The sequence below is a fragment of the Cutibacterium sp. KBN10P07758 genome, assembly GCF_050286205.1.
Taxonomy (GTDB): domain Bacteria; phylum Actinomycetota; class Actinomycetes; order Propionibacteriales; family Propionibacteriaceae; genus Cutibacterium; species Cutibacterium acnes.
In genome coordinates this window covers 475,544-487,986 of record NZ_JBNNQV010000001.1, presented here as the reverse complement: position 1 = coordinate 487,986, position 12,443 = coordinate 475,544, and the positions used below count along the sequence as shown (strand labels likewise).

Annotated in this window: 13 protein-coding genes and 1 pseudogene; 5 read left to right on the top strand and 9 right to left on the bottom strand. The window is 60.4% G+C overall.

Annotated elements, in window-relative coordinates:
* Positions 1–44: 44 nt before the first annotated feature.
* From ACOYO3_RS02410 to ACOYO3_RS02400, 3 genes are read right to left on the bottom strand one after another with little or no spacing between them, the layout of a single operon-like run.
* Entirely contained in the window at positions 45–1,268 is a 1,224-nt protein-coding gene (locus tag ACOYO3_RS02410) for an ABC transporter permease (protein WP_002518015.1), read from the bottom strand.
* Positions 1,265–1,885, bottom strand: a complete 621-nt coding sequence (locus tag ACOYO3_RS02405; RefSeq protein WP_002515382.1) for an ABC transporter ATP-binding protein — start codon at positions 1,883–1,885, stop codon at positions 1,265–1,267. The genes ACOYO3_RS02410 and ACOYO3_RS02405 overlap by 4 nt, the downstream gene beginning before the upstream one ends.
* Position 1,886: 1 nt before the next feature.
* Entirely contained in the window at positions 1,887–2,816 is a 930-nt protein-coding gene (locus tag ACOYO3_RS02400; RefSeq protein ID WP_002515381.1) for a hypothetical protein, read from the bottom strand.
* A gap of 165 nt (positions 2,817–2,981) precedes the next feature.
* On the opposite strand from ACOYO3_RS02400, the gene ACOYO3_RS02395 reads away from it, so the two are divergent.
* The 5 genes and pseudogenes from ACOYO3_RS02395 (at position 2,982) to ACOYO3_RS02375 (ending at position 6,371) form a co-directional block, all read left to right on the top strand.
* Positions 2,982–3,224, top strand: coding sequence for a hypothetical protein (locus ACOYO3_RS02395; protein ID WP_002515413.1), 243 nt, complete (start codon positions 2,982–2,984; stop codon positions 3,222–3,224).
* Positions 3,224–4,044: pseudogene (locus tag ACOYO3_RS02390) on the top strand (ATP-binding cassette domain-containing protein). The gene ACOYO3_RS02395 and the pseudogene ACOYO3_RS02390 overlap by 1 nt, the downstream one beginning before the upstream one ends.
* 113 nt (positions 4,045–4,157) lie before the next feature.
* Positions 4,158–5,552, top strand: a complete 1,395-nt coding sequence (locus ACOYO3_RS02385; protein WP_002524507.1) for a hypothetical protein — start codon at positions 4,158–4,160, stop codon at positions 5,550–5,552.
* Positions 5,549–5,860 (top strand): hypothetical protein, encoded by a 312-nt coding sequence (locus ACOYO3_RS02380; RefSeq protein WP_002515372.1) that lies wholly within the window; start codon positions 5,549–5,551, stop codon positions 5,858–5,860. Before ACOYO3_RS02385 ends, ACOYO3_RS02380 begins: the two co-directional genes overlap by 4 nt.
* A 61-nt stretch (positions 5,861–5,921) precedes the next feature.
* The gene (locus ACOYO3_RS02375; protein WP_002519595.1) at positions 5,922–6,371 is read left to right on the top strand and encodes a hypothetical protein; all 450 of its coding nucleotides are present in this window, start codon (positions 5,922–5,924) and stop codon (positions 6,369–6,371) included.
* A gap of 16 nt (positions 6,372–6,387) precedes the next feature.
* On the opposite strand, the gene ACOYO3_RS02370 is transcribed toward ACOYO3_RS02375, so the two are convergent.
* The 6 genes from ACOYO3_RS02370 to ACOYO3_RS02345 all read right to left on the bottom strand — a co-directional run bounded on the left by ACOYO3_RS02370 (position 6,388) and on the right by ACOYO3_RS02345 (position 12,430).
* Entirely contained in the window at positions 6,388–7,251 is an 864-nt protein-coding gene (locus ACOYO3_RS02370) for an HpcH/HpaI aldolase/citrate lyase family protein (RefSeq protein ID WP_254926945.1), read from the bottom strand.
* A gap of 92 nt (positions 7,252–7,343) precedes the next feature.
* Complete coding sequence (cobF, locus tag ACOYO3_RS02365; RefSeq protein WP_002524506.1) at positions 7,344–8,126, bottom strand: precorrin-6A synthase (deacetylating); 783 nt, start codon at positions 8,124–8,126, stop codon at positions 7,344–7,346.
* Positions 8,127–8,156: 30 nt separating this feature from the next.
* Positions 8,157–9,131, bottom strand: a complete 975-nt coding sequence (locus ACOYO3_RS02360) for a polyprenyl synthetase family protein (RefSeq protein ID WP_002524505.1) — start codon at positions 9,129–9,131, stop codon at positions 8,157–8,159.
* Positions 9,121–9,315, bottom strand: coding sequence for a hypothetical protein (locus ACOYO3_RS02355; RefSeq protein ID WP_002519593.1), 195 nt, complete (start codon positions 9,313–9,315; stop codon positions 9,121–9,123). The genes ACOYO3_RS02360 and ACOYO3_RS02355 overlap by 11 nt, the downstream gene beginning before the upstream one ends.
* Positions 9,316–9,323: 8 nt before the next feature.
* The gene (gene nuoN, locus ACOYO3_RS02350; RefSeq protein ID WP_002518014.1) at positions 9,324–10,940 is read right to left on the bottom strand and encodes an NADH-quinone oxidoreductase subunit NuoN; all 1,617 of its coding nucleotides are present in this window, start codon (positions 10,938–10,940) and stop codon (positions 9,324–9,326) included.
* Entirely contained in the window at positions 10,937–12,430 is a 1,494-nt protein-coding gene (locus tag ACOYO3_RS02345) for an NADH-quinone oxidoreductase subunit M (protein WP_002515375.1), read from the bottom strand. Before ACOYO3_RS02345 ends, nuoN begins: the two co-directional genes overlap by 4 nt.
* Between the last annotated feature and the right edge of the window lie 13 nt (positions 12,431–12,443).

Below are 12,443 nucleotides of genomic sequence, written 5' to 3'. Positions count from 1 at the left end.
AACTCGGGGGCATTTCTTTTGCTCAGGTCACATCGTCATGGTCACTATTCGCGCAGCAACTCGTAAGGCTTGTGAGTCTTCACTGAAACAATAGTGCGCGGCAAGCACCCCAGCGGTACGGCAGCAAGAAGGACCAGAGGGAACCACGCTCCTTGCTCCAGCACATCAGCCAACGGCACCGGGGACATCGCCACCGGCCCCAAGTTCACCCCAACAGCCGTCAACGCCATCGCTACACCACACAGCACCAGCCCGACGATGACAATTCCCAGCGCCATCACCACACCAATAAAAAGGGCCTCCATTTCAAGGCAACCGAGAATCCACTCCCCCGAGCGGCCGAAAGCCTTAAATACTGCAATCTGAGACCCCCGCTGACGCGAGATCGTCGAGCCAACACTGACCCCAAGCACCAATGCCGCCACACAGATGACGACGATGAGGATCGTCTGCATCCGCTGGACATCAGAGGTCATCTGATCGGCGTATCCGACCACATCAGCCTGGCTGGTTGCGGAAAATCCTGCCTGGCTTAGCTGCCGATGGACGTCAGCGACGTGGGCGCGCGAATCAGCCTCGACATAGGCCCTCGACACGCCCTGCTTATCAAACGCTTGAGGGGACATCCCTGCGTTGGCAGCCTCCCAATTCTTGGCGTCGTCAACATTAACGTAGACCGTATCGGGACCGTCATTGTTCGGACGGCTGGAGTCGTAAAGGCCAACAACCTTGAGCTTCGTCGGGACAGCCTCAGCTTCAGATGCCTTCGTCTTGCGCTGGTACGACACATTGATCGTCGTCCCCAGCAAAGCTTTGAGATCATGACCGTTTACCGCATCTGGCACGATGACTTCCCCTGGCCGCACTGGCCTGGTGGGGCCGTCAAAGGCCACCGCGGCGGGAGGAACATCGGGAATCTGTGCCGTGGCCCATACGATCTGCGGAAGCCCATTGTCGTCGTCGCAGAGCAGTCCAGCCTGCGACCACTCGTAGACCTTCGCCACATGGTCCATGCCCATCATCTGCCGGCGAGCTGCCGCGTTAATCGGGCCACTAGACCCACGCCCCGTACTGTCAACAACAACATAGTTGAGTCTCTTGCCCGCGTCAGCGGCGTCAATCTGGTCACGAACATGGCCTGCGACGATGGTGTTCATTGCTAGAGCGCATCCTCCCAGCAAGGCCAGGACGATGATGAACCAGCGCTGTCGGGGCAAGCTGGAGCGTCGCAAGGACACCCAGGCGTGACGCGATGCTGACATGCTCATCGTGTCGCCTCCACCGTGACGCTCAGATGTGGAAGGTCGATCGGTTGGTGCGATGCCATGATGATCGTTCCTCCGTCATCCAGGTAGTCCTGAAGCAGTTTCTCCACGGCCCACCGATTGTCGTCGTCAAGGGATGCCGTCGGCTCATCTGCCAGCAAGACTGCGGGCCGCGACGCCACAGCCCGGACGACGGCCACCCGCTGCTGCTGCCCACCGGACAACGTGCTGGCCTGCTGATTGGCCAGGTCAGCCATGCCGCAAGAGGCCAGCAACTGATACGCGATCTCGGCTTCGGCGCACAGAGCGACGTTCTCCCAGACAGTGAAGTACGGGGTGAGGAATGGGTACTGGAAGGCGTAGGCAACCAGCCCCTCACGGCGAGCCTGCTCAGGATCACGGTCGCCATGACCATGAGCAATGGTGATGTGCCCGCTCGTCACTGGAAGCAGGCCACCGATCATGGCCATCATGGTCGACTTACCCTGACCGGATGCTCCCTTAATGAGACATGCCTGACCTGCGTCAACAGTCGCATCGGCGCAATGAATCGTGCACCCCCCACGCGCGGAATCGCCCGAGGGGAATGTCTTGGTCACACCTTGCCAAGAAACCGTCATGTCACCACGCCCAATTCCCGGAATACCTCAACAGGTACGCCGATTCGATACTGCACTTGTCCTTGACCGGCTTTCCATTGCGAATGAGCGCCGGACCAAGGTCCTTCCTCGGACATGGCGCATCCGCGAGACTGTCGCCGATGCGTTGCAACTGGGAACGAGACAATGTAGAGACGGTATTCGCCGCCGACAAGGCCATCGCGATAGTCGTACTCGGGCCACTGTAGGTCTCGAGATGGCGCAAATACCCGTCCGAGATCGACTCCCACCCCCATTTCTCGGCGTCCTTAGCATTGCTGAATAGGTCGGCACTGGCCAGCGCCTGCATCGCCCACCGAGCTTCCTCGGAAGAAGTCGTCTTGACCTTCCACGGTGTGAGGCACAACCCGTCGTTGGACAGGCCGATCTCCCGCCTCATCGTCGCGATGGGCAGATCCGTCATCACCGTCTTTCTCGTGATGCAGCCCTTCGGCAGGCGGGTACGTTTGTCGACCTCTGATCTCTCCTTGTCGGACAACGCGTTGAGGGTTTTCAGGGATGACGCCGCCATGAGTTGGTTGACGTGGGCCTGCCGACTGTCTCCACCATTCACCAAATACGGGCGCAAAGCCGCGACCAGATGATCATGAGCGTAGCCATCGTCGTCGGGTAGATCGTGACCGTCGATGAGCCGGAGGTACTCATATGTGCTCTTGAGCGTCCCAGTGGCTGACGAGTTCGTCGGCTCGCGAATGAGAGAGTTCGAGGGGCTGAAGACCGTACCGAGGTTATCGACAACGGGTGCCTGCGCATCATCTTGTCGAAAGCACGCAGTGGGCAGGAGAAGCAAGATGGCTGCTATCCCCACCAAGAATCGCTGGAAAGACACATTGCGAACACTATGACGCAACAGGCTCAACCCGACGATCTTGACAACGTCAACGGTGAACATGCTTGTCAAGCCGGCATTGAAACTGGGCTAACAGCTGTGCCCTGATGTGACGAAGTCAACAGAAAAACATCGAAAACACTCGCAACCTGTGACCCACGTAGGAGTTACTCTGCAGCCACGGCGAGACCGCACGACACGATATTCAACATTAGGAAAGATCGCATCATGCCCGAATCACAAGCCTTTGCCTTGCAGTCCACCACCGAGATTCTCAAAAACAAGTTCGATTGCGCCCTCCTCCGTCACGACGCCTGGTGGCTCGTGTTCATCGCGGTGCTCATCGGGCTGGGTGCCACCCTCCTTGCTGGTATGGCCATCTGGTGCGTCGTCAACCAGCACGGGAAGTTCACCGGCCACTGGAAATGGGTGAAGTACGGCATCTCCATATCTATGGAGTGTGCACGCTAATGCGTCCATCCGATGATGCCGACCGACTCCCCTCCCCGCGAGGGGGCCAGTCCTCGCGAGTACATCGAAGTTCGAGGGTCCGTTTTCTTGTCACGAGCCCGTCATCGAGATCAAGGATTTGGATTTCTACTACTCTGACAAGCCGGTCCTCAACAATGTCACTCTGGCAATAACCCAAGGATCTTGCCTTGCGCTCATTGGCCCCAACGGATCGGGAAAGTCCACGCTGTGCAAGATCTTGCAGGGCATCCTCGCTGCCCCGAAGACGGCGACGACCAATGTCCTCGGCTACCCCTGCGGTTCCCGAATCGCGTGCAGGGCGATCTCCTACTGCGCCGACAACGATCACCTACCGCAATTCCTCACCGGGGCGGAATTCATCTCGTACACCCTGTCTCTGAGGTCCCCATCGGTTCTCGGGAAACCACGTCTGCGTGGTGCGACCGCTGACATCTTCGAACGTCTGGGAATGGCGGGTCGCCATGACGATCTTATGGAGAGCTATTCCCACGGCATGCTCAAGAAAACCCAAATCGCAGCTGCGCTCCTTGCCCACTCCCCCGTGATCATCATCGACGAGTCGCTCAACGGCATCGACATCGAGGCCCAGATGACGATCGAGGACGCCCTTTTCAACCACATCCGGCAAGGCGGTACCCAGATCATCTGCAGCCACGATTTCGCCATGCTGGACCGCTGCGCAACCCACGTCGCCATGCTCGACTATGGGAATATGGTCGAGTTCTCCGCCGTCGACCAATTGCGCGCCCGACATGCCACCATCCGTGACCTCATCGTTGGGTATATGGGGCTGGGATGACCGAGACTGACACCATCTGGGTAGCCAGTGCGGGAAAGACTTCACCCACGCAAGGCCGAATCACCGTCACACCGGCGCCTCGAACCCGCCTCCGTGAGAACCTTTCACGGACCATGACCATCATGCGCTTCATGGGGGCGTACCTGGTCCGTGTCGTCGTTGGAAAGGGGGTCCTCAAGTCACGTGCCGCCCGTCTCGGTGCCTTCGCTTGCGTCATGCTTTTCCTTCTCACCGCGACCATTCTCGCGGTGATCCTCACCCATGATGGGGCAGGCGAAGCAACAACCCGAGATCTTGTCCTGACCGTCAGTTCCCTGTCCTCGGTGGTGTGGACCGCAGCTGCCTTCCTCATCGTCAAGGTGCTCATGGCTGACGCCGGCACCATGATGGCCATCACCCACCACCTTCCCATCACGAACCGGGAGCGACAGCGCGCTGTGGGGGTCCTCGATGGAGCTACCACCCTGCTCATCGTCATCATCGGGATGTTCGCCACCAGCGTCTCGACCCTGGTGAACTTCGGCATCTCAGCCATCCCAGGATTGACAATGTGCGTTGTGATGCCAGCCACCGCCACCTATACGGTGCTGGAAATGTCCCATCGATGCTGCGACCTGGCACTCGCCCGCACCCCATTGGGCCCCGCCCGCCAGCCGATCCTTGCCGTGGTTCTCTTCTTCGTCGTCCTCGCACTGTGGCGGTCGATGCCCACAATGCTAGCTGCCATCACCTCCACACCAGAGCCATTTACCGTCTGGAGCCTCGTCTTCCACGACATCGGCTTGCACTACGGCGCTCCCGCGGTGATCGGTTGCTTCGTCGTTCTGCTCGTGCTGAGTCTCCTACCTGTCATGGTATTGCCGACATCACCGTTGGATGTACGGCATCGCTTCGTGATGTTTCCCCTCGCAGGCATCAGCAATCGCTTCCGCAACGCGGCACCCCAATTCCAAGCTCTCTTCCGCAGCCGATACAGCCTGCAAGCCGCGGTGCTCTCGGCAGGATTCGTCATACTTCTGGCAACCAGAATCGCCAGTCCGTCGTCAGTGTGGGGGGCGGAACCCATGACCATTGGTGGATTCTTCCAGTTCGCCACCCTGGCACCGACCTTCCGCACCTTCGAACCGCGGCTACCAGCATCCCGCTTTTATCTCCGGATGCTCGCAGCACAATACGCCCTCGTCTCCCCAATGCTTGTAGTGGCAGTGCTGATCGACGTATTCACTGGCCACCCAGCCCACTCCACAGCCCTCGCTGTGGCGGGAGTATGCGGATCAGCCCTCATCACCATTGCTGTTGGGATTTTTATTCCAGCTCGTGACGACAATCCCCTGTCGATCCTGCTGGGTTGCGCGATCATGCTGGCTATCGGAACGGTACTCGTAGTGTTCTGTGGAATCCTCCACCTTCCTGCCACGGCATCCATTGGCCTGGGTATCGTCAGCGCAGTCTTGCTCATCACCCACAGCATCATCACCATTTCTGATCAACGGAAGGCAGCCCGATGAAGAACCCCAAGGTCTACCTGACAAGCCTGATCATCACGATTATTGCCACACTAGCGCTGGCCACCGGAACCATCCTCATCCTGATGTTTTCGGTACACGACAACGAGTCAGCTCACCTGACTGGGCTCTTCGGCTCGGTCTACTTTCAATCGTCTGTGGAGCACTCTCACAATACTGTCAAGGCGACGATGGGAGTGGCGTCCCTGCCTCGCCTGGGGGCGGTCGCCGCAGTGATCTTCGCCTTCACCTTGCTGGTGTCTTTCATCGTCATCAAGCTCAAAACATACCGTGAGTCGCTGCTCCACTGAACCACCAACTTGGGCATCTGCCCGTCACGTGCGTCCGTGGCCCTTATGCCATCACGTAGCCGTGGCGGGGAGCATTCCCGTGTCCATTCTGGTTTTTGGTTGGGTGTTCTGCATCCTCTCGCACAGCGATCCCGTCTTATTCACCAACGCCTTCGTGATCGTTGTGGTCGGCGTCCTTGGGTCCTACCTCATCCATGAGATCGGCCACTGGTTGGCCTTGTCGGTCACATCTCCGGATGCCGAAGCTCGCTGGGAGTCGACCCTGCTGCGAATCTCCCTTATCGTTCGCGGTAGCTCATCCCCGCGAGCAATCGCGGTCAATGCGGCTGCCGGCCCCCTAGCGTGCGTCGCGTTGGGTGCTCTTACCTTGCTCATCGGTGGTGGTCTTCCGTCTGAAGCGAGGAGCACCGTGAGGGTGATCGGATGGATCTACGTGGCACACGCGGTATTCCTCATCCCGCCATCAACAGATGGCAACACCGTTCTGGCGTCCCTCATGCACCACCGCTGACGGCCACGATCTCACATCACCCTCGTGCCTCGATCGCCTCAGCCATCGCCAGGGCTCGACGAGCAGTATCGACGTGAAGGTTCTCAATCATGCGGCCCTGGTAGGTCACGACGCCCGAACCGTTGCCGTTCTCCCATGCGTCGATGATGCCGCGAGCCTCGGCGACCTCCTCAGCGTCGGGGGCGAAGACCTCGTTGGCCGGGCCGACCTGGCCGGGGTGAATGAGCGTCTTGCCGTCGAATCCCATGAGCTGGGCCTCACGGCACTGGGAGGTGAATCCCTCAACATCGCGGACGTCGTTGTAGACCCCATCCAGAATGGCGGTACCGGCTGCCCGAGCCGCCAGCATGCACATCTGCAGCGCCGTCACCACCGGGGCGCGGCCAGCCACGTGAGACGCGCGCAGCTCCTTAGTCAGGTCGTTAGTGCCCATGATGAGCACCGTCAGACGGTCGGAGGCCTCCGCGATGTCAAGGCAATCCAGCACCGCCCGTGGGGTCTCGATCATGGCCCATAATTTGACGCTCTCATCGGCCCCGGCGGCCTCCATGTCAGCGACAATAGCGTGCACGTGCTCGGCAGAGCCGACCTTGGGGACAGCGATAGCGTCCGGGCCAGCGGCAACAGCGGCAGCGAGATCATCGTGATACCACTGGGTGTCCATCCCGTTGACACGGATGGCAACCTCCCGGTAGCCGTACGGATGCTCTTTCACAACGCCAGCCGCGCGCTCACGGGCCTCAACCTTGAGATCGGGGGCCACCGCGTCTTCTAAATCAATAATGATGCCGTCGCAGTCGATGCTGCGGGCCTTCTCCAGCGCCCTGGCATTGGCGCCGGGCATGAATAAAACAGAACGGCGAGGGCGCAAAGAATCCATGCCCACAATTGTGCCGCAACCGAATCCAGCGCCGAGAGCGGGCTGAAGTCCAGTCATTGTGACCGTGAGTACTCGGTCACAATGACTGGACTTCAGCGACGACGCAGCAGATACGTATCGAACACCCACCCTAAACGCTTCTCAGCGTCGGCACGAGCGCTCCGGATCTCCTCGCGAACCTCAGCAAGGTCCCCACTGATGAGAATCTCGTCGGGAGTGCCGATGTAGGCCGCCCAGTAGATATCGATATCTGTGGGATCAATGAGGCTAAAAGTCTGACGCCCGTCAAGCATGACGATCACATCGTCAACACCCTCCGGCATCCCGTTGGCCAGCAACCGGGCAGGCGAGATCTGCAGCGCGCGGCCTTGCCGATTGAGCGGAATCTGGTGACGCGACGCCAGGGACAGCGAACTCGAAATACCAGGAATGACGTTGAGCTCAATCGGCACACCCCCGTCAGCGTCAACGGCAGCGATGAGTTTCTTGACGATGGCGAGAGTGGACTCGAACAGGCCCGGGTCACCCCACACCAGAAATCCACCGCGTTCACCGTCGGCAAGGTTGTCAGCGACGGCATGGGTCCACTGATCGAGTCGCTGGCGACGCCACTTGGCGACGGCCGCTTTGTAGTTCTCGGCGGTCTTCCATGGACGCGGCGGATCCTGCAACTCGACGATGTGCAACCCATCGAAGTCGGCGTCGGGGCGGTGACGACGCAGCACCTCACGGCGGAACTCGACGAGATCATCGACGTCGTGCTCCTTGAGGACGACAAAGAGGACGTCGAGGTGCTGGATGGCGTCAACAGCCGCCAAAGTCAGCCAATCCGGGTTGCCGGGGCCGATGCCGATGAGGTCAAGACGACGGGACACAATGTCTCCTTAGTAGTTTCGAACGTGGCGTCAGGACGAGCGAGAAACCACCTCGTCGCACAGCGCCTCAAGAGCCTGCTTGGCATCCCCGTCAGGCAGCGGAGTCAAGTGGGTACGGGCGCGGTCCGCCCGGCGCTGAATCTCGACACGAGCCTCGTCGATAACGTGGTTGGGGCGCAGCTTGTCCAATACATCAGACAGCACGGCGTCATCGGACAGATCAGCATCGAGCATCTCCTTAAGCTCGGCGTCCGCCGGATCGTCAGAAGCGCGCAGCAAAAGGGTCGGCAAGGTCGGAACCTTCTCGCGCAGGTCAGTACCTGGGGTCTTGCCAGTCACCGTCGACGTGATGTCAATGAGGTCATCGGCAAGCTGGAATACCTCCCCGATGTCCTCGCCAAACTGCTCCAAGGCGGCGACGTTCTCGGCGGACGCATGGGAGACCATCGCCCCAAAGACAGCAGAGGCTGCAATGAGTGACCCCGTCTTATCGGCAACGACCTTGAGGTAGTGGGCCAACGGATCTTGCCCCTGCGAAGGACCACGGGTCTCGGCAATCTGCCCCTGTACCAGGCGGGAGAACGTTCGGGCCTGCAACTTAACGAAGTCGACTCCCAACTCCGCTACGGCCAGGGAAGCCTTCGAGAACAGGTAGTCGCCCACCATGATGGCCACCGAGTTGCCCCACCGCAGGTTCGCTGAAGGGGCACCGCGACGCCTAGACGCCTCGTCCATAACGTCATCGTGATACAGCGAGGCAACGTGGGTGAGTTCCATGACAACAGCGGCACGCACCAGGTCGGCGTCGTTCACCGCGTCACCAAACTGGGAGCACAACACCACCAGCAGCGGGCGGAACCTCTTGCCACCGGCAGAAATGATGTGGTTGGCCGCCTCAGTCACGAAGGGGGTGTCAGCGCCGGCCTGACGACCCAGCTCGTCCTCAATGAGGGCAAGTTTGGCGCTCACCAGATCGGTGAACTCGCTGCTGGCGCTATACGACACAGTTCTCCTCTTCCAACCAAGCGATCGCCCGGTACTCGTCCGGCTGTCGCCTCGACGTGGCCTGGTCATCTTTCACTTTACTGGCTTGACGGTGCTCGCGTCTTGCCGAAGTGCCGTTGTCATGGTCTACAGATGTAGCCAGGCCGGGGTCGCAACACTTCCAGATAGCGGCCCCGGCCCCCATTAACAAACTCAGCGCAGGAAGGTGCTCGCCTGGTTGAACAGGTCAATAATCGGCTGTGGGGCAACACCCATGACGATGGTGAACACCGCACACACGATGAGGGTGATCCATCCGGCGATGGAGGGCTCGGCAACCTCCACGGGGTCGTCGCCCTCTTTCGCGGACCGGAAAAACACCACGACGATGATGCGCAGATAGAAGGCCGCTGCCACCAGGGAGAACAGCACCCCAATCAACACCAGCCAGGCGTATCCGCCACGCCATCCGGCCAGGAAGACCACCAGTTTGCCGGTGAAACCTGCCGTCAACGGGATACCGGCGAAACTCAGCACAAAGATGACGACCAGCACACCGATCCACGGATGACTACGACCAATACCCGCCCACGAGGCGATCTCAGTGGATTCGCCACCGGCGCGACGCACCATGAGGATGAGCAGCCAGAAGCCGATCGACGCCAAGCCATAGGCCGTCATGTACACCAGCACCGACGACACCGAACCCGTCTGGCCCTCGGCCATGCCGGTCTGGGTCGTCCAGGCTCCGACAACACCGACCAGCACGAACCCAGCATGGGCGATAGCGGAGTAGGCCAGCAGACGCTTCATATCGGTCTGCGCGAGACCCACGATGGCGCCCACACCCATCGAGGCCACAGCCACGACGGCGAGCACGATCTGCCAGTCCCATCTCATCGCGCCCAGACCGACATACAGGACGCGCATCAGACCGACGAGGGCGACGAGTTTGGTCGCGACAGCCATCCAGCCGCTAACCGGCGTCGGAGCGCCAGTGTAGACATCGGGGGTCCAGGAAGCGAACGGAACCGCGCCTATCTTGAACAGCAGCCCGACGGCCACCAGGATCATGCCTGCGACGATGAGTTTCGACGAGCCGACCTGAGTGACGCCCGCTGCGGCTAGATCGCCAAGCTTGAAACTGCCGGCGCATCCATACAGCAGCACGATGCCATAAAGGAACAAGGCCGAGGACAGCGCGCCCAGCAAGAAGTACTTCAGAGCGGCTTCCTGAGACAACAACCGACGACGCCGCGACATCCCACACAGCAGGTACAACGGCAGAGAGAAGATCTCCAAGGCAACGAACATCATGATGAGGTCATTAGCCGCGGCGAAACACATCATGCCCAACGCCGCGAACATCAGCAGCGGGTAGACCTCAGTGTGCTCGCGATGCTCCTGCTCGGCCTTAGCCTCCAGCGGGGAACCAGGCACCGACGACGCGCTCGCCACAAAAGCCGTCTGGGTGGTGCCGACTCGCTCAGCGAAGAGCACCACGGTCCCAAGACCGGTCGCTAGCAGAATGACCCACGTAGCCAGAGTCGGTCCGTCGGGGGCCAAAGTTCCCTGCCCGGCAACAATTCGGGTGCCACGGGCAATAGTGGTTAGCGTCGAGGCGATGGCAACAACCAGAGTGGCGACCGTCACGATGATCTGAGTCGGACGACGACCCGATCGGGGAACAAAGGCCTCCACCAGCACCGCCACGCACGCCCCTGCCATGAGGACGAACACCGGCGCCAGCGGCCCCCACTCGAGGTGCGGAGCCGCGACGTCGAGGAGCGCTGGCAGCCCAGACGCAGTAATCAACAGGGCGGGATTCACTTGAGACCCTCCTTGACGACGGGTGCCGGATCGGTGGCGTGGACCTGAGTCATGGTGGCCGTGGCCGCTGGTTCGATGGCGTGCAGCATCGGCCTGGGGAAGAACCCGAACACCAGCAGCAAAATGATGAGAGGTGCAAGCACCAACTTCTCCCGCCCGTTCAGGTCACTGACCTGCTCAGAGACACCCTGCACCGGGCCGGTCATAGTGCGTCGGTACGTCACCAGAACGTACACCGCAGCCAGCACCATGCCGATGGTGGAAATGGCGACATAGATTGGGTGACGCGACCAAGCACCAGCTAAGGCCATGAACTCGCTCACAAAGTTTCCCGTGCCCGGCAACGACAGGGTTGCCAGCCCGGCGAAGAGGAAAGTTCCGGCAAGTACCGGGGCGACCTTCTGGACACCACCGTAACCGTCGACCTTCGCCGTCCCGCCCCTGCGCACCAGGAAACCAAGCACGAGGAACAACGCTGCCGTCGAAAAGCCGTGGTTGAACATGTAGAAGATCGAACCTGTGATCGACGTCGTCGTCAGCGCGAAAATGCCAATGACCATAAAGCCGAAGTGACTTACTGAGGTGTAGGAGACGAACCTCATGAGGTCGCTCGAGGTCGCGGCCATCATGGCACCCCACAGCACCGAGATAATCGCCAGGGTGAGGACGAAGGGGGTGGCCCAGTCGGAGGCGGCGGGGAACAGGCCCAGACACAGCCTCAGCATTCCAAAGGTGCCGATCTTGTCGAGCAAGCCGACGAGCAGGGAAGACGCCCCCGCAGTGGCCTGTTCGGCGGTATCAGGCAGCCACGTGTGCACCGGGACCATCGGGGCCTTGATCGCGAAGGCGATGAAGAATCCGACAAATAATTCCTTACCAATCGCCCCCGAGAAGTCCACCTTTGCCAGGTCGCTCAGAAGGAAGGATCCGCCGTGCACCCCGACGCCGATGACAGCGAATAGCATGACCAGCCCACCAGCCAAGGAGTACAGCAGGAACTTCATCGCTGCTCGGCCTCGTCGTGGACCGCCCCATCCTGCAATGAGGAAGTACATCGGGATGAGGGTGGCCTCGAACATGAGGTAGAACAGCAAGACGTCGGTGGCAGCGAAGCAATAGATTGCCAGTCCCTCAAGCATGAGGGCCAAGCCGAAAAACGCCCCAGTTGACCAGCGAGCCGTCTCGTCGTCGCCCACATGCCACTCGGCGAGTAGCACCACCGGCACGAGGATGACGACCAGCAGGATCATCGTCAGGGAAAGGCCATCACCACCTAGCGCATACCAGGCTCCGACAGCGCGGATCCAGCGATGGGTTTCCGAAAGGTTGGTGCCATTGACGCCGACGATGAAAGCGTAGACGCCCAGTACCAGAGTGACCAGAGAAAACACCATGCCGGTGGCTCGGGCCGCAGCCCCGCGCAGCATCATGGTGATAACGCCGCCGACGAACGGCAGCAGCGCGATCACTGTGAGGATCGGGAAAGACATGTCAGCTCCTCCA

Coding starts and splice junctions, on each gene's coding strand:
- ACOYO3_RS02395 (WP_002515413.1), top strand. CDS start 2,982: ATGCCCGAATCACAAGCCTTTGCCTTGCAGTCCACCACCGAGATTCTC.
- ACOYO3_RS02385 (WP_002524507.1), top strand. CDS start 4,158: ATGACCATCATGCGCTTCATGGGGGCGTACCTGGTCCGTGTCGTCGTT.
- ACOYO3_RS02345 (WP_002515375.1), bottom strand. CDS start 12,430: ATGTCTTTCCCGATCCTCACAGTGATCGCGCTGCTGCCGTTCGTCGGC.
- ACOYO3_RS02410 (WP_002518015.1), bottom strand. CDS start 1,268: ATGAGCATGTCAGCATCGCGTCACGCCTGGGTGTCCTTGCGACGCTCC.
- ACOYO3_RS02400 (WP_002515381.1), bottom strand. CDS start 2,816: ATGTTCACCGTTGACGTTGTCAAGATCGTCGGGTTGAGCCTGTTGCGT.
- ACOYO3_RS02370 (WP_254926945.1), bottom strand. CDS start 7,251: ATGGATTCTTTGCGCCCTCGCCGTTCTGTTTTATTCATGCCCGGCGCC.
- ACOYO3_RS02355 (WP_002519593.1), bottom strand. CDS start 9,315: ATGGGGGCCGGGGCCGCTATCTGGAAGTGTTGCGACCCCGGCCTGGCT.
- ACOYO3_RS02380 (WP_002515372.1), top strand. CDS start 5,549: ATGAAGAACCCCAAGGTCTACCTGACAAGCCTGATCATCACGATTATT.
- ACOYO3_RS02405 (WP_002515382.1), bottom strand. CDS start 1,885: ATGACGGTTTCTTGGCAAGGTGTGACCAAGACATTCCCCTCGGGCGAT.